The 23,508-nt window shown below is 65.1% G+C and carries 15 protein-coding genes; 9 read left to right on the top strand and 6 right to left on the bottom strand.

Annotation, left to right across the window (positions count from 1 at the left end; all coding sequences use genetic code 11):
• Positions 1 to 228: 228 nt before the first annotated feature.
• The 4 genes from FHW78_RS06230 (at position 229) to FHW78_RS06215 (ending at position 6,657) form a co-directional block, all read left to right on the top strand.
• The gene (locus tag FHW78_RS06230) at positions 229 to 4,548 is read left to right on the top strand and encodes an RHS repeat-associated core domain-containing protein (RefSeq protein WP_183638922.1); all 4,320 of its coding nucleotides are present in this window, start codon (positions 229 to 231) and stop codon (positions 4,546 to 4,548) included.
• Entirely contained in the window at positions 4,545 to 5,120 is a 576-nt protein-coding gene (locus FHW78_RS06225; RefSeq protein WP_183638920.1) for a hypothetical protein, read from the top strand. Before FHW78_RS06230 ends, FHW78_RS06225 begins: the two co-directional genes overlap by 4 nt.
• 862 nt (positions 5,121 to 5,982) lie before the next feature.
• Positions 5,983 to 6,252, top strand: coding sequence for a hypothetical protein (locus tag FHW78_RS06220; RefSeq protein ID WP_183638918.1), 270 nt, complete (start codon positions 5,983 to 5,985; stop codon positions 6,250 to 6,252).
• Positions 6,253 to 6,309: 57 nt separating this feature from the next.
• Positions 6,310 to 6,657, top strand: a complete 348-nt coding sequence (locus tag FHW78_RS06215; protein WP_183638916.1) for a hypothetical protein — start codon at positions 6,310 to 6,312, stop codon at positions 6,655 to 6,657.
• A gap of 388 nt (positions 6,658 to 7,045) precedes the next feature.
• Here FHW78_RS06215 and FHW78_RS06210 read toward each other — a convergent pair whose 3' ends face one another.
• Positions 7,046 to 8,125, bottom strand: coding sequence for a hypothetical protein (locus tag FHW78_RS06210; RefSeq protein WP_183638914.1), 1,080 nt, complete (start codon positions 8,123 to 8,125; stop codon positions 7,046 to 7,048).
• Positions 8,126 to 8,301: 176 nt separating this feature from the next.
• On the bottom strand, positions 8,302 to 8,997 hold the full coding sequence (locus FHW78_RS06205) for a class I SAM-dependent methyltransferase (RefSeq protein ID WP_183638912.1): 696 nt from the start codon (positions 8,995 to 8,997) through the stop codon (positions 8,302 to 8,304).
• A gap of 166 nt (positions 8,998 to 9,163) precedes the next feature.
• Here FHW78_RS06205 and FHW78_RS06200 point away from each other — a divergent pair, with 166 nt between their 5' ends.
• Together FHW78_RS06200 and FHW78_RS06195 are read left to right on the top strand one after the other, a co-directional pair.
• On the top strand, positions 9,164 to 9,787 hold the full coding sequence (locus tag FHW78_RS06200; protein WP_183638910.1) for a glutathione S-transferase: 624 nt from the start codon (positions 9,164 to 9,166) through the stop codon (positions 9,785 to 9,787).
• A gap of 137 nt (positions 9,788 to 9,924) precedes the next feature.
• Positions 9,925 to 10,824: a PD40 domain-containing protein gene (locus FHW78_RS06195; protein ID WP_183638908.1), complete on the top strand. Its 900-nt coding sequence runs from the start codon at positions 9,925 to 9,927 to the stop codon at positions 10,822 to 10,824.
• Positions 10,825 to 10,897: 73 nt separating this feature from the next.
• On the opposite strand, the gene FHW78_RS06190 is transcribed toward FHW78_RS06195, so the two are convergent.
• The 3 genes from FHW78_RS06190 to FHW78_RS06180 all read right to left on the bottom strand — a co-directional run bounded on the left by FHW78_RS06190 (position 10,898) and on the right by FHW78_RS06180 (position 14,217).
• Positions 10,898 to 11,371 carry a hypothetical protein gene (locus FHW78_RS06190; RefSeq protein ID WP_183638906.1) on the bottom strand — a complete coding sequence of 158 codons (474 nt, stop codon included), beginning with the start codon at positions 11,369 to 11,371 and terminating at the stop codon, positions 10,898 to 10,900.
• 302 nt (positions 11,372 to 11,673) lie between these two features.
• Complete coding sequence (gene recQ, locus FHW78_RS06185; protein WP_183638904.1) at positions 11,674 to 13,467, bottom strand: DNA helicase RecQ; 1,794 nt, start codon at positions 13,465 to 13,467, stop codon at positions 11,674 to 11,676.
• 213 nt (positions 13,468 to 13,680) lie between these two features.
• Positions 13,681 to 14,217, bottom strand: coding sequence for a Dps family protein (locus tag FHW78_RS06180; protein ID WP_183638902.1), 537 nt, complete (start codon positions 14,215 to 14,217; stop codon positions 13,681 to 13,683).
• A gap of 80 nt (positions 14,218 to 14,297) precedes the next feature.
• Here FHW78_RS06180 and hrpA point away from each other — a divergent pair, with 80 nt between their 5' ends.
• The 3 genes from hrpA (at position 14,298) to FHW78_RS06165 (ending at position 22,188) form a co-directional block, all read left to right on the top strand.
• Entirely contained in the window at positions 14,298 to 18,323 is a 4,026-nt protein-coding gene (gene hrpA, locus FHW78_RS06175) for an ATP-dependent RNA helicase HrpA (RefSeq protein ID WP_183638900.1), read from the top strand.
• A 155-nt stretch (positions 18,324 to 18,478) separates the two neighbouring features.
• Entirely contained in the window at positions 18,479 to 20,581 is a 2,103-nt protein-coding gene (locus tag FHW78_RS06170) for a bifunctional (p)ppGpp synthetase/guanosine-3',5'-bis(diphosphate) 3'-pyrophosphohydrolase (RefSeq protein ID WP_183641179.1), read from the top strand.
• A gap of 20 nt (positions 20,582 to 20,601) precedes the next feature.
• Entirely contained in the window at positions 20,602 to 22,188 is a 1,587-nt protein-coding gene (locus tag FHW78_RS06165; RefSeq protein WP_255443148.1) for a hypothetical protein, read from the top strand.
• On the opposite strand, the gene FHW78_RS06160 is transcribed toward FHW78_RS06165, so the two are convergent.
• Positions 22,185 to 23,408 carry a glycosyltransferase gene (locus FHW78_RS06160; RefSeq protein ID WP_183638898.1) on the bottom strand — a complete coding sequence of 408 codons (1,224 nt, stop codon included), beginning with the start codon at positions 23,406 to 23,408 and terminating at the stop codon, positions 22,185 to 22,187. The two genes, FHW78_RS06165 and FHW78_RS06160, sit on opposite strands and share 4 nt — an antisense overlap.
• Positions 23,409 to 23,508: the final 100 nt, after the last annotated feature.

Genomic DNA, 23,508 nt, shown 5'->3' with positions numbered 1-23,508 from the left:
AATTTGACCTTATGTAAGACGGATACACGACCACCACAGGTTTGCTATTGGCGGTGCGAGCGAGCCTTGGGAATTTTCCCAAGTTGTTGCCGTTCCATTGACAAGCAACGAGCGAGCATGCAATGAGTAAGGGCACCAAGGACGGTCGCCTGAGATGCCGTCTCATTCGCCAAGAGGACGGCCATGGGGATATGGAATAGAACCGCGAGTATTGCCCTGCAAGCGGTCATGGCTGCGGGTTTGTACGGGCTCGTTTGCGGTCAGGCATCGGCAATGCGGCCAGTCTGTGACTATCGTTCGGAAGGTTATGCGTGCGGCGATGGCCGTGTGTGTGTAAGAGCGGTGGCGGAGAATTGCCGTTGGGAATATGACGCCTCAGACTTTGAAAGATTGAGTGGAGTCCGAGACCGGGATTCGCTGATCAACCGTGAGCCCATCGTCGATAGCCGTGAACCGCTCACGGACCTTGCCGTGGGGAACGATGTCATCCTCGCGTCGCTCATCGACTGCGGCGAGAGCGCATCTGTCGCTCAGAGCACGGGCCGACCGGTGGGCATTGCCACGGGCAAAAAGTACCTGCCGGAACTCGATTTCGGCGTCATGCCCGAAGCAGGCGTCCAACTGGTCATCAGCCGTACCTACGACAAGTTTCTGGATCGCACAGGCATTTTTGGGCGCCGCTGGGCCTCAAGCCTCGAATATACCTTGAGTTTCGACTACAGCGGCACGCAATGCCATGGCCGGCTGGATGCCATTGCGTCTTGCACGCCGGGGACCAATCCACTGACGAAAATCTACGCCAACCGCACCAATGGCTATGCCTGGGTATTCAGCAAGGATGCTTCCGGTGTTTGGCGTACCGACAAGGGCGATACGCTGGTCGCCAACGGGACGGGCTGGAAGTTGCAAACCCGCGATGGCGAGCAAGTCGAAACCTATGACGCGCATGGCCGTCCTCTGACCGTGCGCAATGAACGCAACATTGGACTGTCCTACAGCTATAACGCCAGCAACCAGTTGGCCACCATCACGCATTCCTCCGGCCGCGCGATTCAATTGACGTGGGCCTCCGGCAAAGTGAAAACCATTACCGCGCCGGATGGGAAGGCGTATACCTACAACTACAACACGGCAGGTTATCTGAGCAGCGTTGTCTACCCGGATACGCTAGGTACGCGTTCCTACCACTACGAAGACTCGGCCCAGCCGGGTGGTTTGACGGGTATTTCCGTTAACGGGGTGCGTTACAGCCGGTATGCTTATCAGGCCGATGGCCGCGCAGCATGGTCGGGGTTGGAGGGGGGCGTAGAGCGCAGCACCTTCGCGTATGGGGCGACCTATACCGATGTCACCAATGCCTTGGGACAAACTACGCGCTATCAGATTGCGGATTTGAACGGCAGCAAACAAGTCATTGGCGCGGAACGGCCAGCCAGCACGGTCTGCCCCGCCGGGGCGCGATACACCGCCTATGATGCCAGCGGTAATGCCGACTATGAGCTGGACGCCTTCGGAGTCAAGACGGACTATACCTATGATACTGATGGCCGTCTGACCCAGGAGATAACAGGCATCGGTCCCAACGGCGAAACCGACCAGCAGCAGATAACCCAGTACCTGTGGGATTCAGCGCGCAAAGGACGGCTGCTTGCCCTCAAGGTTTACGGGGTTTCCACAAGCCAGCCTGTCTCCGAAACGCTTTACGACTACTACCCTGACGGCGACCCGGCCGCGCGACTGCTGCGTTCTGTCAAGACCATCAACCGGAGTGCCACCGGCATCATCAATCAGGAGCGCATTGTCGCCTACGGCTATGCGGTCTATGCCAACGGCATGGTGAAAACCATGGTCGTGGATGGTCCGGTGACCGGTACGGGGGACCAGGTGACCTACCAGTACGATACGTCAGGTAACTTGACCTCCGTCGGCAATACGCTCGGACACGTCATGACCTACAGCAATTACACCGCGATGGGACTGCCGGGTCGCATTACGGGCCCGAACGGCAGCATTACCGACTTCACCTACAATGCAGGGAACGATGTACTGACCCGAAGCAATGTCATCGGCGGCGCGGCACAGACCACCACCTACACCTATGACAGCCGAGGGCGCGTGACCGGCGTCACCACGCCAGATGGCGTGACGACCACCTATGGCTATGACGCATTGGACCGGCGTACCTATCAGTCCCGCACTTCGGCGTACGAAGATGGCATACCGGAAACGACGGACGAAACGCTCACCGAACGGGTCAACTACACCTACAACCTCAACAGTGACGTAACCGCTACGGAGGTGAAGTCCATCTACCGGGGCAAGGAATTCGACCCCGACCTGGGCAAGGTGCTTCATCTGAACAGCACGGTGACGCAGTACCAAACCTTCACCGATTACGACGAAGGCGGGTTCGTCAAGGCGCGCCGAGGCAACAACGGCCAGCAGGTCAGCTATACCTACACGGCCAACGGCGACGTGGCCACGGAGACCTCGGCCGGGCGGGTCACGCGCTACTTCTACGACCGGCAACGCCGCCAGAACCGCGTGCAGGATGCCTTGAACGGCAATACTTACCTGTATTACGACGCAGTGGGCAACCTCATCAAGGTCACCGACCCGCGCGGCAAGCACACCACCTATGCCTACGACGGATTCGGCCAGGTGTGGGCACAGACCAGTCCGGACACGGGCACCACCACGTTCGAGTACAACGCGGCAGGTCTTCGCACCAAGTTCACGCGGAGCAATGGGGTCGCGACCACCTTGGGGTACGACGGCCTGGGGCGTCAGACGAGCGCGGTGGCGGGTGGGCAGACGCTTGCCTACGGCTACGACTGGTGCACGAACGGCAAGATGTTGCTGTGCAATGCGGACGGACCGAACAGCAGCGTTCATTTCGCCTATACGACCGAAGGACAGGTGTCCATCCGGCGGGAGCGCACCACGGCCAACAGCGTCCAGAGCGATTACTGGACCCGCTTCTATTACGACGGCCTGGGGCGGACGAGCGCCATCACCTACCCGAACGGCATGGCGGTGGGTTATGGATACGCTGATGGTCAGTTGAAGGCGATGACGGTCAACACCGGCGGCATGGTGAGCAATGTAATCACCGGAGTGGAAAGCCAGGCCTTCGGTCCGCCGATTTCCTGGCTGTACGGGAACGGACTGCGCCGCGGATATACCTATGACGTGGACCGCCGGTTGACCACGCTGGGTACCTACAACGGTTCCACCAGCGTCCAGAAGTTGAGCTACACGTATAACGCCGTCAATGAAATCACCCAGGTCGCCAATGCGGTCAACAGCAACCTGACCCAGAACTTGGGCTATGACAGCTTGAGTCGTCTGACGAACTTCACTTCGATGTCTGGGAACCAGAGCTTCTACTACGACGCCAACGGCAACAAGACGCGTCATGTGTGGACGTGGGACGAGGCGCTGACGGTGGATGCTAACAGCAACCGCATCAGTGCGATGACCTCGCACGGTTATACCCACGACAGCCTGGGCAACCGGACCACCCAGTCCTGGGGGGGCTCGACCGCGACCTACAGCTACGACCCGTTCAACCGGATGAGCAGCGCGTCGCGGAACACCGCCATCACTCAGGCGGAGCCCAACTACACGACCGTCAGTCTGCCGGCGGGCACCGCGACCTACGCCTACAATGCCTTCAATGAACGCGCATGGAAAGCCGCGCCCAGCCACGGCAACTACCGTTACGTGCATGCCCCGGGCAGCGCTCTGCTGGCGGAGTACAAGGACAACACCAGCGCATGGACCAACTACCTGTGGTTCGGTGGGCAGTTGGTGGGTATGGTGCGGGGCAATCAGGTGTACTACCTGCATCCCGACCATCTGGGCCGGCCGGAAGTGGCGACCAACAGCGCCAAGGCGGTGGTGTGGCGGGCCAGCAATTTTGCCTTCGACCGCAAGGTGACGCTGGACAGCCTCGGGGGCCTGAATGTGGGGCTGCCGGGCCAGTACTACGACCAGGAGACGAACCTCTGGCACAACGTCAACCGGTACTACGATGCGCGGTTGGGCCGTTATACACAGTCCGACCCGATTGGGTTGGGGGGCGGATTGAATACCTATGCCTATGTCGGCGGGAATCCGGTGATGTGGGTTGACCCAGAAGGGCTGCAGTTCTTCCCGTACTCTCGAAACCTCAACACACGCTCCACTTCTGGCCAGCGTCTGCCAGATGGCGTTGCAATGAGACTCAACGTGTATTGGGGTGGAGCTACAGCCGGTGCTGCCGTGGGTATAGCCGGGCCGTATGTGATCGCAGGCGGTGTTTCATTGACGCCGGAAGCATTGGCCGCAGCCGTTAGCGCAGCCAAGAAGAGCGCGGATGTCTGCAAGACCAAGGAGTTCCAGGAAGGGGTGTTGCGCGCCTGCCTTGCGCTTGGCGTGTGCAGCAAGGACAAGCCGGACCAATGGGTAAATGATCTGGAGCGACTTCAGAGAATGGTTGAGGGCTCTGTTCGCGAAGCGCAGCAGCGCGGAACGATCATTTTCCCAAGACCGCCAAGTCCATGAAGCACTCCGATACCTATAACGATGCGCGTAATGCAATTCGCAGCAATAGCGCAAAAGAGTTGTTGGCGCTATCAGAAACCCTCATTAACTCGGATCACACCCCGTCGCATGCGTCGGGGTACCTGATGAGGGGGATCGCTTATGAGCTCGGTGGTGATGACGTTGAAAGCGATCTGGAGCGTGCTGCTGCCAACTATCGAAAGGCTGCCAGCATGGTCCCCGATGCAATCACCTTTTTGTATTTGGCTCGAGCCCTGATGAAGCAAGGCGGTGAGCGACATCGTGAAGCACTGCGGTACATCGATGAAGCAAAGTCGCTCCGAATGGTTCCGGAGGTTAACTTGGCCTATGCGAAGTATTACGAAAGCAGCGACAAGCCGAATTATGCCAAGGCGCGGCACTATTACCTGCATGCAGCGCTGGCTGGCCGGTTTGCTGGGTTCTTCGGCTACGCGTCGATGTCGAGAAAGATGGACCAGAAAGCCAGGGCAATTCTCGTTGATGGTCTTCGGCTTGCACTGGGCCCCTTCTTGTTCCTGCTATTGGGCAAGCAGGCCAGCAAGACCCTGTGAATTAAATTTTGATGAGCCGTTCGAAGTCCCACCATCCCTAGGCGGGGCCTCTTCTTCTTTACGCACGGCGCAGGCAGGGGAAAAGCAGCAACCATTTCAGTTCCCAGGATTTGAGAAACCATGGAACATGGTCAAACCAGCTACCTGAGAACAGGGATTGGGACCGAGACAGTATTGGGGACATTGATGCTGGGGCTGATATGGCCAGGAAGGAACTCGATAGCGGTAGGTTGAATACATGCGGGTGCACCAAATGACGATGGTCACCCTAATTACTGCCGTATTCTGTGCAATTGCATTCGTCTTTGCCGTGAGGGGCGGGAGCGTGCTTTTTCGGAGCGTCTATTGCGCCTCCATATCAGCCTGGACTTTTCTTATCCTGTACTTCTACATGCACGGGATGGCTAGAAAAGTTGCGGCAAATCCATCTTCTCCGCCGCTTTCGACGGACACCTATATCAGCGGAGTTGTTGCTTACGAGGTGAGCCTGCTTGAAACAAAGATTGCATTGCTCTTGATTGTTCTATCTTTGGCGCTATTGGTTATATTCCCTGCGTCAAAAAGCAATCGGCCCTAATACAAGGCTTGCCCGTAATTCTGAAGCCCCGCATTGCGGGGCTTCTTCTTAGTCGCTGTGGTCCAGAGTGGATGACTTGAGCCTGTTGAATGACCTTGGTGAGGTGCACAAGTTGACCTTGAGCGCACCCCGCATCTCGGGAGCTTGGTAAGCGCATGATCACGCTCAGCAGTGAGCGAGGGCTCGGGTTAAGCCGGACGCCCGCTCCTGGCCGATAGCGGACGTTGCTTGTTGGCCAGCACTCGCGTATCAAGTTAAGCAAACCAATGGGCCCGGGGGGGGGGGATGAAACGCTTGTCTATGAAAGCTGCTGGCGCTTCAAACAGGTTCTGGAGCTGGCTAGCGATAGCAATCGGCTTAGCCACAGTACTTCTAGCACTGAACCAGGCTATTCTTTCGCTGGTCGTTGGCTCGTTGCAGTTCTCGTCCAGCAAGTACGGATTCATTGCATACGGCATAGAGGCGGCGATGATCTATGCAGTACTTCTCATTGGCTCAATTCTTATCATCGGTATCGGTTGGCGAGGGCTGCGGCTTGGTCGACAGGACGCCTAACAATTCATTCAAGCCGACGCCGCTTCGCGGCACGGCTAAATTCAGGCGTTAGGCCGCATGAGTATCACTCCGCAAGAATGCGAGACGCTCCTTTCAAGGATGGAAGACGCCGATATGGCTCGGTTCCTGCCGCTCTTTGGGCATGAGCTCACAGTGATTGCCAGGACGGCTTACGAGTTTCAGGGCCCCGGCGTCACAGACCCGCGCTTCCTTCGCGACATCAATGAGATCCAACACCGAGTATTTGGCCAACTGATGGCAATTGGTCGCAGCAACCGATCCAGCTATCTGCCAGTAGATGTTCTGGCTTCCTGGCTGCTTGCGGAAAACAAAGCACCTCGACTAAAGCTCGAGGTGACACATGCTTTTATGCGGGCCGTCCAGCGCTTCCGTGCTGCGGCCTAACAGTTCATTCAAGCCGAACCCGCGTCGCGGGTCAGCTTAATTCCGATGTCCGCTCCTGGTCGATAGCGGACATCGTGGGATCGCCGGAAAAATGGCGTCCAGCCTTACGACAAGTCAATGGTTTCACGGCTGCGGTCTGGAAAAATGGATCTTTCTAACCCATTGAAAGTAAGGCTTAATCGAACAGACTTTTAATCTTTTGGTCGAAGGTTCGAATCCTTCACGGCCCACCATTTCGATGCAGGCGGTTGAAGGCGCGCGAGCGCCTTTTTTCGTGGCCGCGGAACACTGGCAGGCGGGCCGGAAGGACCTTGGGGAACCCCATGAAGGGCTCCCCTCCCGTGCCGCGGCTCCACCTGCTGCATGCGGGCGGGCTGGACCGTTGCGGCTACAGCACCACCCGGTACAGGGTGCCGCCGAAGTACACGTACCAGCTGCCCTGCAGCCAGGCACCGCCGGTGCCTTCGGCAAAGGGTGAAACCAGCACGGGCGCCGCGCCGGGCCGTCCCAGGTAGAGATAGCCATTGCTGACGAACATCACCTGGCCCCCCGCGATGGCATGGATCGATGCGTCCGCATCCGCCCGCGAGACCGCCGTCAGCTGGCCTTGCGGAGAGCGCAGCCAGACCTGCCTGACGGTGTTGCCGTTCACGGTGTTCAAACGAGTGAAACCGACCCATCCACTGCTGGGGAAATAGTCCGCACGGGGCGTGAAGTAGTCGCTGCTGGCATCGCGCAGGACCACTTCGCCGAGATTGTCGTTGTACAAGACGATCTGCGAGGCCGTGGTCGACACCTGCTTGCGATAGACCACGTTGATGCCGTCGGTCAACGGATTGAAGTGCGAATAGGTCGGATCGTGGGTCAGTTGCACGGCCTGCCCGGCCCGGTAGCGGAACACGTTGTAGGGCGCCGGCCCTTCGGTGTAGACGACTTCGCCACCGTCGCCGACATCGGCCAGATCGGCGACGCGGCCGTTGCCGACCAGGGTGTCCTTGTAGAGCATCACGTCGCGCAGGTTCAGGTAGCGTCCCGGGCGCCAGGTCGGCCAGATGACATAGCGCTTGTTGTTCGGACTGACGCGCATGCCACGTGGCGTTCCATCATTTCCCAACGGCGCGGCGGCGCCGTTCCATTCGTACACCGACGTTTCGTCGTCCTCGGTGATCCCGTACACCACGCCACGCGCGGTCAGCTTTTCGTAACCCGGCGTATGGCCTGTCGGATCCGGGACCGTGCGCAGGCTCCCCGTCGCGCGGTTGTAGACCTTCAGCAGTGGCCGGCCATCCTCGATGACGAAGAACAGGATGCGTTGCGGGGTGACGTCGGTGATGGTGCCGTCGACTGCGGTCACGTACTCGAGGCGGGCGGCCTGGCTGGAGAGCGGGATTGCGACGGCAAGCAGTGCGAGTGCCGTGCGAACCAGAAACAACGTAGGGAACTGCCGCATGATGATGCGCATGTCCATGGCGGGCTCAGCAGTATCGTCGTCTTGACGGGAGCCGAGCGTGCGAGCGTGTCCGTGAAACGGATGTCAAGCAGATTCAGGAATGGCGCCGATGCCATCCACGTTTCGAGGAGTCGTCATTGGATGAAAAAAGCCCGGCACGTGGCCGGGCCTTGTTTCATCCAGGCATCGAACGCTCAGGTGTCGTATCCGACCTGCCCCAAGGTGAAGCCGCGGGTCTTGCGTATCGCCAACTGGTTGGTCACGCCGAGCAGTTCGTAGTGTCCCGCCAACGTGGCGAGCATGCCGTCGACACCCAGCTTGGGCGTTTCCGTGGGAACGCTGGCGATCTGGCGTTCCAGTGCGTCGCGGCGCCAGTCGCGCCCCCGCAGCTTGGCCCAGTTGCGCACCAGTGCGTTCGGCTTGCGGGGCGCCTGCTTCGGCGGAACCCACAGATAGTCGTCGAAGATCATCACGCCGCCGACCTTCAGCAGTGGCCAGGTCATCACGCCATCGGCAAGCGCGCCGAAAGCCGAATGCCAGCCGTCGATGTAGATGAAATCGAACTCGCCTTCGATCCGGCGCAATGAATCGAAGCTGTAACCCGGATGCTCGGTGATCCGATCGGCGAAGGCGGCCGTGTTCTGACGGAATCGCGCGCGGTAGTCGCTATAGACGGGATCGGGGGCGAACAGATCCACGCAATCGACGCGTGCGCCCACGCCGGTGAGGATGTGCTGGCACAGCCACAGCGTGGAGCGACCTTCGAAACTGCCAATTTCCAGCGCACGGATGCCTGGCCGATCGCGGAAACCGCCCAGCCATTGCTGCCAGTGCGGGATGTTGTGATCGAACCAGTTCTCGCTGTATGGGTTCTGCGTCTGTTCCGGCATTGCTTCCTTCAACACAATGTGAGTTTCCCCCGCCCGTTTGCCACGGGCTGGGCGGATTTAAGCTGCTCCGCCTTGGCACGCGATGGCCTGCGCCGCCGGGTGCGGCAGCAGGCTCCGGGGCGCTAAGGTAGCGTGCCCGCGCCCGGCGGGCGTACGGATACGAATCATGTTGAAAATCCTGGGAAAGTCGACCTCCATCAACGTCCGCAAAGTGCTCTGGCTGTGCGAGGAACTCGGCTTGCCCTTCGAGCTGGAGGAGTGGGGCAGCGGCCACCGCTCCACTTCGGAACCCGAATTCCTGGCGTTGAATCCCAACGCGCTGGTGCCGGTGATCCGCGATGGAGGGCAGGTGCTATGGGAGTCGAACACGATCTGCCGCTACCTGGCCGGCCGCGAGCAACGCGACGATCTGCTGCCACGGGCGCCGGCCGAGAGGGCCAGGGTCGAGCAATGGATGGACTGGCAGGCCACGGAACTCAACAACGCCTGGCGCTACGCCTTCATGGCACGGGTGCGACAGAGTCCCGAGCACGCCGATCCCGCGCAAATCGAAGCCAGCGTGCGGGAGTGGAACCGGCGGATGGGTATCCTCGATGCGCAACTGGCCAGGACCGGCGCGCATGTTGCCGGCGATGCCTTCACCGTGGCGGACATCGTGGTGGGGCTGTCGGTCAACCGCTGGAAGGTGACCCCGATGGAGCGTCCGGAACTGCCGGCGGTGACCGCCTACCTGCGTCGGCTGGAAGCGCGGCCGGGTTTCCGCCGACATGGCGGCAATGGCATTCCCTGACCGGCAGGCCTCCTGACCCGGATGCGCGCGCGCGGGAAAGCGGTTGGTCACTCGCCGCGATGCGTTCGTCACAGCCGCATGGCGGCCGGAGCCGGCCGCGCGGACAGTGCAAAACACCATCCGCACGAGGGACTTCCATGAAGCACGTCGCTCCGTTGTCCGCCGCCGTTGCACTGGTCCTGGCGCTACCGGCCTGGGCGGCCAAGCCGCCGCCGCCGGTTTGCCTGGGACCGGCCCAGGTGTTCGCCCCGGGAGTCATCAGTACGCCTGGACTCAATGAAGGCCGACTGGCATTCACTCCGGATCGGCAGACGATCTACTGGCACGTCAACGAGATCCCGGGTCCGCCCGGATCCGACGCACTGTTCACCATCATGACCGCCCAGCGCACCGCGACCGGCTGGTCGACCCCGGACGTGGCCTCGTTCTCCGGCCTTGGCCAGTTCGCCGATTCGGACCCGGTCGTCTCGCTGGATGGCCAGCGACTGGTGTTCTCGTCCAACCGGCCCGGGAACCAGGGGCCCTATCCACTCAACGACCTTTGGGTGGTCGAGCGCACCGGGTCGGGCTGGAGCGAACCGGTCAATCTGGGACCGAACGTCAACAGCCCCTACAACGAGCTGTATGCCAGCCTGGATCGCGCCGGCAACCTGTACTTCGCCAGCGATCGCGACCGCGGGCAGTGGGACATCTACCGGAGCCTGCGCCAGCCGGATGGCCGCTATGGCCCGGCGATGTCGATCGGCCCGGGCGTGGACCATTCCCACCTGTGGGAATTCAATCCGCAGATCTCGCCGGACGGCCGCAGCCTGTTGTATTCCACGGTGGGCCGGCAGGACGGGCTGGGCGATGTCGACATCTACCTCAGCCGTATCGAGCGCAACGGCCGGCTCGGCAATCCGGTCAACGTGGGAAGCTGCGTCAACAGCGCGGGAACCGAGTTCCATCCGACCATGCTGTGGGATTCCAACGAGCTGTACTTCGCGCGCGTCCATGAAACGATCGATTTGATGGTGGCGCCGATCGAGATGCCGTGAGCGAGTTGTGGGAGGCGAACGAAAGAGGCGCCGGAAGGCGCCTCTTTTTCTTTAGGGGGCGATGGGGTGCGGATCAGGGCCGCATCGGCGTACCGCCGAAGCCGCGCGGCGGCGGCGGTCCCACGTCGCCGGGCAGCCGGCGATAGCCATGGAAGCCCGGACCGTCGTACCGGCTCACGCCGATGTTGAGGTTGAACGCGCGGGATTCGCCCTCGTCGTTGTTGTAGGACTTGCAAAGGTTGATGTTGGCGGCGTTCCAATGGCTGCTGCCATAGCCCTTGGTATAGCCGATGCCGGTAGCGACGCTGCCGGAGACATCGACCTTGCCGTCATCCTCGTCGACCGGCTTGCCGCAGGCATTGCGGGCCACTGGCGCCGGACGCAGTGCGCGGGCCGGGCGTCCGCTGGTGTCGCCGTAGTAGGTGCCGGGCGGGTCGGCCGAATAGAGCGCGGGCCGGGGCAGGGTGAGATCAAGGGACTCCGCCGATTGGGCCAGGGCGCTTCCGGAAGCCAACAGACTCAGCAGCAGCGGGGCAATTGCCTTCATGGGGGCCTCGGTCGAATGCGGATCAGTACGCGATCCATGCGCCAGTTGCCAGACGCTAGCAGCCACTGCTTGAACCCAGGCTGGCTTCCGCATGAACTTTCCGGCTAGGACGAAGGTCACGGTGACTTGATGGCGTCGCCCTGCCTTCCCGCAGCGGGAATCATGGCCATGCCGGACCGCTCCAGCGGATTCCCGTCGTGTCCGCCGGGCGGTTCCCCGCATAACAACCACAATATAGCTGTGCTCTCTCATCGCGGTCGCAGGGGTCCTGCGGCCGCATTTTTATTCGTGGAGGTCCGCCCTCAACCGGCCGCGCGGATCGCTTCCAGCACCTGTTCGCCGTAGCGGGCCAGCTTGGTCCCGCCGATGCCGCCGACCTGGGCCAGTTCGTCCAGGGTGCCGGGCCGGTGCTCGGCGATGTTGCGCAGGGTGCTGTCGTGGAAGATGACGTAGGCCGGGACGTTCTGTTGCTTCGCCAGCTGTGCGCGCAGGTCGCGCAAGGCGCCGAACAGGGGCTGGTCGGTAGGCGCGACGACCACGCCGCTGCGCGGGGAGCGCTCGCGTTCCCGGGCCGGGGCATCCTTGCGCAGCAGCAGGCGGCGTTCGCCCCGCAGCACCGCCCGGCTGGCCTCGGTCAGGCGCAGGCTGCCATAGCCCTCCGCGTCGACCTCCAGCAGGCCGGAGGACACCAGTTGCCGGAACACGCTGCGCCAGGTGCCGGCGTCCAGATCCCGGCCGATGCCATAGGTGGTGAGCTGGTCATGCCCGCACTGGCGGATCTTCTCGCTCTCGCTGCCGCGCAGCACGTCGATGATGTGGTTCACGCCGAAGCGCTGGCCGCTGCGATAGACGCAACTCAACGCCTTCCGCGCGGCCTCGGTGGCATCCCAGGTGGCGGCCGGATGCAGGCAGTTGTCGCAGTTGCCGCATTCCTGGGGATAGGTTTCGCCGAAGCTGGCCAGCAGCACCTGCCGGCGGCATTGCATGGATTCGCAGTAGCCCAGCAGCTGATCCAGCTTGCGCCGCTCCAGCCGCTTGCGTTCCTCGCCGGCCTCGGACTGCTCGATCATCTGCTTCAGCAGCACCACGTCGCCCAGCCCGTAGCACAGCCAGGCGTCGGCGGCCTCGCCATCACGGCCGGCGCGTCCGGTTTCCTGGTAGTAGCCCTCCAGCGACTTGGGCAGGTCCACATGCGCCACGAACCGCACGTCCGGCTTGTCGATGCCCATGCCGAAGGCAATCGTCGCGACCATGACGATGCCTTCCTCGCGCAGGAAACGGCGCTGGTGGTGCGCGCGCACCTCGGCGTCCAGGCCGGCGTGGTAGGGCAGGGCATTGAATCCCTGCTCCAGCAGGTAATCGGCGAACTGCTCCACCCGCTTGCGCGACAGGCAATAGACGATGCCGGCCTCGCCCTTGTGGGCCTGTAGGAAATCGCGCAGCTGGCGCTTGGCGTTGTCCTTCTGGGTGACCGTGTAGCGGATATTGGGGCGATCGAAGGAACTGACGAAGCGCTGCGCCTCGGTCAGGCCCAGGCGCTCGGCGATCTCGCGCTGGGTGGGCGGGTCGGCGGTGGCGGTCAGGGCGATCCGCGGCACGTCGGGCCAGCGCTCATGGAGGATCGTCAGTTCCAGGTACTCGCGGCGGAAATCGTGGCCCCAGGCCGAGACGCAGTGCGCCTCGTCGATGGCGAACAGCGCGATCCGGCTGCGATCCAGCAGGGACAGGAAGCGCGGCGTCAGCAGCCGTTCCGGGGCCACGTACAGCAGGTCCAGTTCGCCCTTCAGCAGGGCGCGTTCGACGTCCGCCGCGGTGGCGGCGTCCAGCGTCGAGTTGAGGAAGGCGGCGCGCACGCCGAGCTGGCGCAGTGCTTCCACCTGGTCCTGCATCAGCGCGATCAGCGGGGACACCACGATGCCCACGCCTTCGCGCAGGAGCGAGGGAATCTGGTAGCACAGCGACTTGCCGCCGCCGGTCGGCATCAGGACCAGGGCATCCTGGCCGGAGACGAGCTGTTCGACGATGGCCTGCTGGTGGCCGCGGAAACGGGAGTAGCCGAAGACCCGCTGCAGCAGGTCCGTGGGACGTTCTGACATGGGCGATAGGGTAGCAGGCGGGCGGCCGCGCAGCGCTCGGAAAACCGCCCGGAGCGCCGTCCGTGGATGCGCGAGTGGCCTGTCGGGATTTTCCCGGCCGGCGAGCCAAGGGCGGATTCGGGGGCCAGGGTGCCCCATAAGCACGCGCCCGGCGGGGAAGCCGGGCGCGCGGGTCGTCTTCAACAGGCCGTATTCAAACGGCCGGTTGCAGTCTCATTCGAGCAGCGAACGCAGCATCCAGGCATACTTCTCGTGCGTCTGCAGGCGCTGGGTCAGCAGGTCCACGGACGGGTCGTCACCGGCGTCGTCGGCGGTCTTCAGCACCTTGCGGGCGGTCCGGCACACCGCTTCGTTGCCGGCCACCAGCTGCTTCACCATGCCCTGCCAACCCGGCACGCCATCGGCGCCGGATTCCTCCTGGATGGAGGACAGGCGGACGAATTCGCCATAGGAGCCGGGCGCGTTGTAGCCCAGCGCGCGGATGCGCTCGGCGATCTCGTCCAGCGCGGTCCACTGTTCGGTGTACTGGGTCTCGAACATGGTGTGCAGCGAGTTGAACATCGGGCCGGTGACGTTCCAGTGGAAGTTGTGGGTCTTCAGGTACAGCGTGTAGCTGTCGGCGAGGAACCGCGACAGGCCCTCGGCGATCTTCTTGCGGTCACCGGTGGTGATCCCGATGTCGATGTTCGGGGAGGTGGCCGCGGGCGCGGCGGCCGTCTTGGTCTTCGCCTTGGTCTTGGACATCTGCATTCTCCTTGAGGGGGATCAATGGCCCACAATAGCTACCCTAAACGAGTTTGGGTAATAAAACGTTTCACACCGTTGGATTGATGAACGCTATCGAACCTTCCCCCGACCACGACCTCCAGGCCGCCCGTCGCGCCATCGACGGCGCGCTCAGCCGGGACCGCGGACGCCTGCACGGACTCTGGTCGCGCTGGCAGTCGCGGCCGCGCGATGCCGCCGCGCGCGAGGCCTTCGCCCAGGCGCTGGCCGGCTCGGTGTCGCTGCGCGAAGCGCGCGCGGCGTCGGTGCCGGAGGTGAGTCTTGACGAAGCCCTGCCGATTGCCCGTGAAGGCGAACGCATCGTCGAACTGATCCGCCGCCATCCGGTGGTGGTGATCGCCGGCGAGACCGGCTCCGGCAAGACCACCCAGCTGCCCAAGCTGTGCCTGGCCGCCGGACGCGGAGTGGCCGGCATGATCGGCTGCACCCAGCCGCGCCGGATCGCCGCGCGCGCGGTCGCGCGCCGGGTCGCGGAGGAACTGAAGACCGGCGTCGGCGACGCGGTCGGCTACCAGGTGCGTTTCACCGACCAGGTCGGCGACAACACCCGGGTCAAGTTCATGACCGACGGCATCCTGCTGGCCGAAATCGCCAGCGATCGCTGGCTGTCGGCCTACGACACCATCATCGTCGACGAGGCCCACGAGCGCAGCCTCAACATCGATTTCCTGCTTGGCTACCTCAAGCAGTTGCTGCGCAAGCGCCGCGACCTGAAGGTGATCGTCACCTCGGCCACCATCGACACCGAACGCTTCTCCCGCCATTTCGACGACGCGCCGGTGATCAGCGTGGAAGGGCGGACCTATCCGGTCGAAGTCCGCTACCGGCCGCTGGAAGGCGAGGGCGAGCAGCAGGGCGAGCGCACGGTCAACGACGCCATCGTGGCGGCGGTGGACGAGATCACCCGCCAGGATCCGCGCGGCGACGTGCTGATGTTCCTGCCCGGCGAGCGCGAGATCCGCGACGCCCACCAGGCGCTGGAACGGCGCAAGTACCGCGAGACCGAAGTGCTGCCGCTGTACGCGCGACTGTCGGCGAAGGATCAGGACCGGGTGTTCAACCCCGGCCCGAAGCGCCGGCTGGTGCTGGCGACCAACGTGGCCGAGACCTCGCTGACCGTGCCGCGGATCCGCTACGTGGTCGATCCGGGCTACGCGCGGGTCAAGCGCTACAGCCCGCGACAGAAGCTGGATCGCCTGCATATCGAGCCGGTCTCGCAGGCCAGCGCCAACCAGCGCAAGGGCCGCTGCGGGCGCATCGCCGAAGGCATCTGCTATCGCCTGTATGCCGAGGCCGATTTCCAGGCCCGCGCCGAATTCACCGATCCGGAAATCCGGCGTTCGAGCCTGGCCGGGGTGATCCTGCGGATGCTGCAACTGGGGCTGGGTCGGATCGAGGATTTCCCGTTCCTGGAACCGCCGGACGAGCGCGCCATCGCCGATGGCTGGCAGCAACTGGCCGAACTGGGCGCGGTGGACAAGGATCGCAAGCTCACCACCATCGGCCGGCAGATGGCGCGCCTGCCGGTGGACGTGAAGCTGGCGCGCATGCTGGTGGCCGCGCAGCAGCATCGCTGCCTGCGCGAGATGATCATCATCACGGCGTTCCTGGGCATCCAGGATCCGCGCGAACGCCCGCCGGAAGCGCGCGAGGCCGCGGACAACGCGCATGCGACCTTCGCCGATGCCCGCTCGGAGTTCCTCGGCATCGTCAAACTCTGGGACGCCTACCGACAGGCCCACGAGGATCTGACCCAGTCCAAGCTGCGCGACTGGTGCGAACGCCACTTCCTCGGGTTCCTGCGCATGCGCGAATGGCGCGAGCTGCATCGGCAGTTGCTGCTGCTGTGCGAGGAGCTGGGGTGGACGCTGGAAGCAATGCCTGCGGCCAACAGCGACGTCCCGCGCAAGACACCGGAGCGTGCACGCAAGCGTGGCGATTCGGATGCGGCCGCCGCGCCCGCCACGGCCGACGGCCCCACCGAAAAGCAGCGCCAGGCCGCGTATGTCGCGCTGCACCGCGCGTTGATCGCCGGCCTGCCCACCCAGGTGGGCCATCGCGGCGAGAAGGGCGACTTCCAGGCGCCGCGCCAGCGCCGCTTCCAGGTTTTCCCGGGCTCGGCGCTGGCGAAGAAGCCGCCGCCGTGGATGCTCAGCGCCACCCTGCTGGATACCCAGCGCGTGTGGGGCCTGACCAACGCCGCCATCGAACCGGACTGGGTCATCGCCGAGGTCCCGCACCTGCTGATGCGCAAGCATTTCGACCCGCACTGGTCGCGCGCGCAGGGGCATGTGCTGGCGTCGGAGCAGATCAGCCTGTTCGGGCTGGTGCTGGCGCCGAAGAAGCCGGTCCACTACGGCCGCATCGCGCCGGTGGAAGCGCACGACATCTTCGTCCGCCAGGCGCTGGTGACCGGCGAAATCAACACTCGCGCCAGCTTTGTCGCCGACAACCTGAAGACGCTGGAACAGGCGCGCGAGGAGGAAGCCAAGCTGCGCCGCGCCGGCCTGGTGGCCGACGAGGACTGGCAGGCGCGCTGGTATCTGGACCGGATTCCGCCGGACATCCATTCCGCCGCCGGCCTGGATGCGTGGTGGAAGGGCCAGCCGCCGGAAGCGCGTCGGCGCCTGCTGTGGACACTGGCCGATCTGCTGCCGGGCGAGGGCAGCGAGGAGGATCGCTTTCCGAAATACTTCGCGCTCGGCGACGCGCGCCTGCCCCTGCATTACCGCTTCGAGCCCGGCGCGGCGGACGACGGCGTCACCCTGGAAGTACCGCTGCACCTGCTTAACGCGCTGGATCCGGCCCGCCTGTCCTGGCTGGCGCCGGGTTTCATCGGCGACAAGGCGTCCGGCCTGATCCGCAGCCTGCCCAAGGCGATGCGGCGCAACTACGTGCCGGCGCCGGATTTCGGGCGTGCATTCTTCGAGGCGTATCCGCAGGCCACCGCCGACGACATCCGCGGCGAACTGGCGCGGTTCCTGTCGCGCACGACCGGCGTCACGGTGGCCGCCACCGACTTCGACGAGTCGGCGCTGGAACCGCACCTGCGCATGAACCTGCGCCTGCGCGAGGACCCGCGCAAGGGCGGGGAGGCGCGGATCCTGGCCGAGTCGCGGGATCTCGATGAACTGCGCGCGCGTTTCGGCGAACGCGCCGGGCAGGCGTTCGCCGCGCGCGCCGGCCGCGCGATGGCGGCGAGCGGGTTGCGCGAGTTCCCGGCCCAGCCGATCCCGTTGCAGGTACCGGGCGAAGCCGGCGTGCCGGCGTTCCCCGCATTGCGCGACGACGGTGACAGCGTGGCGTTGCAGGTGTTCGCCGACCGCGTGGAAGCCGAGGCCGCCCATCCCGCTGGTGTGCGCCGCCTGCTCGAAATCGCCCTGGCCGATCGCGTGCGCCAGGCGCGCAAGCAGTTGCCGGTGGCGCCGAAGGTGGGGCTGCTCTACGCCGCCATCGAGCGCTTCGCCGAGGGCGACAAGGCGGGCGAAAAGGAGCGTCTGCGCGCGGACATCGCCGACGCCGCGCTCAATGCCGTGCTGGCCGACGGACTGGAAGGGATCCGGGATCGCGTCGCGTTCGAGCAGCGCCGAGACGACGCCGGCCGCCGGCTGTTCGGCGAGGCGATGGAGCGGCTGAAGCTGGCCGAGGCGATCCTGTCGGCGGTCGCGGAACTCAAGCCGCAACTGGAATCGCCGTTGATGGGCTGGGCGCGCGGCAACCTGGACGATCTGCGCGCGCAGCTGGACGGCCTGGTGCATCCGGGCTTCCTGCGCGACACGCCCGCGCAAGCGCTGGCGGAACTGCCGCGTTACCTCAAGGGCATGCGCCTGCGCGCCGAACGCGCCCTGCGCGATCCGGTGCGGGATCAGGCCCGCATGCTGGAGATCAAACCGTTCGCCGACGCGCTGGCCGATGCGACGCGACTGGGCGTGGCGCGCCAGCCGGGATGGCAGGCGTTGCGCTGGGAACTGGAGGAATTGCGGGTTTCGATGTTCGCCCAGGAACTGGGCGCGCGCGGCGGCGTTTCCCCGAAGAAGTTGGCCCAGCGGCTGCAGGCGTTGCGTGGTTAGCAGCAGACAACCGGCCGGCATGAAGGGAAACCGCCGCAAGGCTGTTCGTTCGCGCCGTGTACGGGTAACGTAACCGGACGCCCCCTCAGGATCCGATCGTGTTCTCCGTCCCGCGCGAAGCTCTGCTGGAAGTGCTGCAACGGCCCTCGGCCGCGATGCTTCCGGCGGATTCGCGCCAGGCCATCCGGACACGCATCGAAACCTCGCCCGGGCCGGAGCTGCCATTGCAGGATCCGCTGCCGGTGCTGGTCGACACGCTGGAGACGCTGGCCGCATTGTCCGCCGACGGTGAAGTGATCGCCGCGGCCTGGCTGTTCGCGCTCCCGCCGATCCCGGAGGCATCCGGACCACGCAAGGCCGCGCCCACGGGCATCGTCGACCTGCTGGAAGGACAGCAGGCGGCCGCGCAGGTCTGGGCGCTGCACGCGGAACAGCATCGTGGCGCCAACAACGAAGGCCTGCGCCGGTTGCTGTTGGCAATCGTGCGCGACCTGCGGGTGGTGCCGATACTGCTGGCGCGGCAACTGGCGCGGATGCGCAACGCGGGCCTGCTGGACGACACGCAGCGGCGCGCGCTGGCGCGGCTGACCCGCGACATCCATGCACCGTTGGCCAACCGGCTGGGCATCTGGCAGCTGAAGTGGGAACTTGAGGATCTGGCCTTCCGCTACCTGGAGCCGGATACCTACCGGCAGATCGCCGCGCAGCTGGATGACAAGCGCGCCGGCCGCGAGCGCTACATCGAATCGGTCAAGTCGACCTTGCGCCAGGCGCTGGCCGAGCACGGCATCGTCGCCGAGATCAGCGGACGGCCCAAGCACATCTACAGCATCTGGCGGAAGATGCAGCGCAAGCAGGTCTCCTTTGACGAGCTTTATGACCTGCGCGCGGTGCGGGTGACCGTGGAGGACGTCGGCGCCTGCTACGCCGCGCTGGGCATCGTGCACGCGCTGTGGACGCCGGTGCCAAGCGAGTTCGACGACTACATCGCCCGGCCCAAGGCCAACGACTACCGCTCCCTGCATACCGCCGTGGTCGGCCCGGAAGGCCGCACACTGGAAGTGCAGATCCGCACGCACGAGATGCACGCGCAGGCCGAACTCGGCGTGGCCGCGCACTGGCGCTACAAGGAAGGCGGCGGCGACCGCGCCTTCGATCGCAAGATCGCCTGGATGCGCCGGCTGCTGGATCAGTCGCAGGAAGGCGGTGAAGGCGGCGGACTGGCCGGCGACCTGGACTCGGAACTGGTCGAGGATCGGGTCTACGTGCTGACTCCCAAGGGCGAGGTCATCGACCTGCCGCACGGCGGCACCGTGCTGGACTTCGCCTACCACGTGCACACGATGGTCGGCCACCGCACCCGCGGCGCCAAGGTCAACGGCCGCATCGTGCCGCTGAACCATGCCCTGCGCAGCGGTGACCGGGTCGAGATCATGACCTCCAAGACCGGTGAGCCGCGCCGCGATTGGTTGCTGCCGGCCAACGGCTTCCTCGCCTCGGGTCGATCCCGCGACAAGGTGCGCGCCTGGTTCCACAAGCTCGATCGCGCGCGCAACCTGCAGGCCGGGCGTGAATTGCTGGAGAAGGAACTCAAGCGGCTGGGCCTGCACCACGCCGACCTGTCCGGTGTGGCGAAGAAGTTCCATGCCGAGAACGTCGAGGAACTGCACATCCAGATCGCCCTGGGCGACGTCGGCCCCAACCAGGTGGTACGCGCGCTGCACGAGGAACAGCGCGCGGCCGCGCAATCGGCCGCTCCGCAGGGCCTGCCGCTGCGGAAGCCGGGCGGACGCAAGCCGTCGCCGCCGTCCAGATCGCAGTTCACGGTGGAAGGCGTCGGCAACCTGCTGGTGCAACTGGCGCGCTGCTGCCAGCCGGTGCCGGGAGAGGCGATCAGCGGTTACCTGACCCGCGGCCGCGGCGTCAGCGTGCACCGGACCGACTGTGCCGCGTTCCAGCGCCTGGCCGCCTCCAACCCGCAGCGGGTGCTGCCGGTGGAGTGGGGCCAGACCGGTGGCGGTTACGAAGTGGACGTGCAGGTGCGGGCCATCGACCGCAAATGGCTGCTCAAGGACATCACCACGCTGATCGCGCAGGAGGACGCCCACGTGCTGGGCATCAACAGCGACCAGGCCGGCGCCGGTGGCCGGGTGCAGTTGCGCCTGCGCTTGAAGGTCGCCGATTTCGGTCAGCTGTCCACCCTGCTCGGGAAACTCGATGCGCTGCCGGGGGTGGAGGAAGCGCGACGTTCAGCCTGAATGGTTATGCTGGGCCGGTGATGCCCGAGCACAGCCCCGAGCAACCCCGCCAGGACGGCCGGATCGAACCGATCGCCGACTGGGAACATTTGCGTTTCCGCGGCGACGACGCGCCTCCGCGCAGCGCGCCGCCCTTGTGGCGGGCACGACGGACCTGGCGATGGGGCGCGCTGGCGGTGGTGCTGCTGCTGACCCTGCTGGCGGTGTTCCGGCAACCGCTGGCGAACCTGTTCTGGCCCGACACCCGAATCCAGCAATTGCTGGACAACGGCCAGGCCGCGCTCGCTTCGGGCCGGCTGACCGCGCCCGACGGCACCGGCGCCCGCCAGTACTACGAGGCCGCGCAGGCATTGGACAGCGACCGCAGCGAGGCCCGCGACGGCCTGGCTCGTGTGGCGCGGACTGCGCTGGAACAGGCCCGCCAGGCGACCGCGCGCGGGGACTTCGCCGCCGCGCACACCGCGCTCGCGCTGGCCAACGAATTGCAGGTGCCCCGCGCGGAAGCCGCCGGGGTGGCCGAACAACTGCGCAAGCGCGAGGCCGCCGACGCCGGCATCGAGTCGCTGCTCAAACAGGCGCTGGAGGCGCAGGCGGCCGGCCATCTCGACGGCGACCCCGCGGCGGCGCTGCCGTTGTTGCAGCGCGTACTGGCGCTGCAACCCAACCGCATCGAAGCACTCGAGGCCCGCGAAGACATCCTCAGCGACCTGCTGCAACAGGCCGGCACGGTGATGGCGCGCGGCGATCTGGAAGCGGCCGGCCGGCTGATCACCCAGGTGCGCGGCTACGACGGCGGCCACGTGGATCTGCCGGCGGCGCAGGCTTCGCTGGCGCGCGCGATCGACGAGCGTCTGCGCCGTGCCGATACGGATCTGCGCCGTGGGCGACTGGCAAAGGCGACAGAGGGTTACCGGGCGGTGCAGTCCGCCGCGGGCGACGACGCGCGCGCGCGACAGGGCATCGAACGGCTCGCCGCCGCCTATGCCGAATCGGCACGGCGCCAGGCGGGCGATTACCGCTTCAGCGAGGCCGAGTCGGCGCTGGCGCAGGCGCGCGAGCTGTCGCCGCAATCGCCGGCGGTAGGCGAGGCCGTGCAGTACCTGGCGCGCGCCCGCGCCTCCCGGGCCAGCCTGCCGCCATCGCTGCCGCCGCGCGAACGGCAGCGCCGGGTGGAAAGCCTGCTGGCGGGCATGGCCCAGGCCGAGGCTCGCGGGGACTGGATGACGCCACCGGGCGAAAGCGCCTACGACAGGTTGCGCGCGGCGCAGGCGCTGGCTCCCGACGACGTGCGCGTCCGCCGTGCCGCCTCCCGCGTGCTGGCGGCGGCGCAGCAGTGCTTCGAACAGGAGTGGCGCGGCAACCGGGTGCGACGTGCGCAGTCCTGCCTGTCCGCGTGGCAGACGATCCGTCCAGGCGATCCCGCCCTGGCGGAGGCGCGCCGGCGGATGGCGCAGAAATGGATTGCGGTCGGCGACGAGCGCCTGGGCGCGGGCGATGTCGCCTTCGCGGCGCAGGCGCTGGAGGAGGCGCGCGGGATCGAGCCACGCGCACCCGGCTTGTCCGATTTCGCCGAGCGGGTCAGGCTGGCGCGGCAGGCACAGCGCTAGCGCTGCGGCGCCTGCAGCACCTGATTCGCGATCGCTTCCAGCCTGCGGGTGAGCGCGGGCCAGCTGTATTGGGCGACGGATTCCAGATCGAGTTCCAAACCCTCGTCCAGGCTGGCCGTCTCCTTCAGCAGGCTGGCCCGGTCGAGCCAGCCCTGCAATGAAGCCAGGGAACCGTCGCTCACCCAGCCGCGTCTCGACGTGGCGATCAACTCCGAACTGATGTCGTGCTGGCGCGTCACGTGCAGGATTGGACGACCCGACCCCAGATACTCGTAGAGCTTGCCCGGAACCTGGGAGGGATCGTCGTTGGCGATGTTGATCAGCACGTCGGCCGAGCGCTGCAACTGCAGGATATGCCGATGGGGAAGGAATCCCAGCAGGCGAATCTGGTCCGGCATGGATTCGGCGGCGCGAAGCAGCGACTCGGGTACGGTGACGGAAGCGATGTTGAGCCTGGCCGCCGGATGGGCGGCGATGGCGGCCACCAGATCGTCCGGCTTGCGGAAATGGTAGAAGCTGCCGGTGTACAGCAATTCCAGCCGCACCGGATCGAACAGGACATTCGCGGAAGCGGCCGGAGGCTCCGGCGCGAAGCCCTGGGAGATGATGCTGATGTCGTTCCTGTGTCCATGGCGCTCCGCCAACAGTGCTGCGGCTCCGGCGTTCGTGACGATCAGGTGATCGGCTTTCCTGCAGGTCTCACCTTCCACACGAAGTGCGCGGTCACGCCAGCGCGCGGGTGTGTAGGGCGCCAGCACGGGATCTCCAAGATCAGCGATCCAGGGGAAGCCCTTCGCCTTGGCCAGCAATCCCAGTTCCAGCGACGTCGCCGGCTCATGCGAACTGATCACGATGTCGGGCTTGAACTCGTCCAGGCATCGGGTGAGGGCGCGCCTGGCCCAGGGAAACCATTCACCGCGCACATCCGGGAACACGAAGCGCGCCGCGAGCCCCTGCGCGGTCTCCGACAGCGATTGCTTCCAACTGCGGGGCGGGCGCAGGGGAGAGGAAGATGGCGTGGGAGAACCGGCATCCGGCGTCACTGAAGAGGCCTGCGCCTGCCGGCGGTCCCGCAAATAGGCAAGCAGGCCTCGTACAGGCCCGGCGAAAGTCCGATGCGTTTCCAGCGTGGAAGGAAGATGCGGCAGACCCGGGGTTTCTCCGCCCAGGTGGATGGTCAGGACCTTGACCTGATGCCCGAGCGCGATCAGTTCGCGCACCAGGTAAGCCCAGCGCAGCGATTGTGGCGAAGGACTCGGCGGGAATTCGTAGGCGATCAGCAGAAATCGCATGTGGTCGGTTCTTTCATTGCGCGGCGAG

This window comes from Pseudoxanthomonas sp. OG2 (assembly GCF_014192765.1).
Taxonomy (GTDB): domain Bacteria; phylum Pseudomonadota; class Gammaproteobacteria; order Xanthomonadales; family Xanthomonadaceae; genus Pseudoxanthomonas_A; species Pseudoxanthomonas_A beigongshangi.
This window is presented reverse-complemented; position numbering and strand designations above follow the sequence as displayed.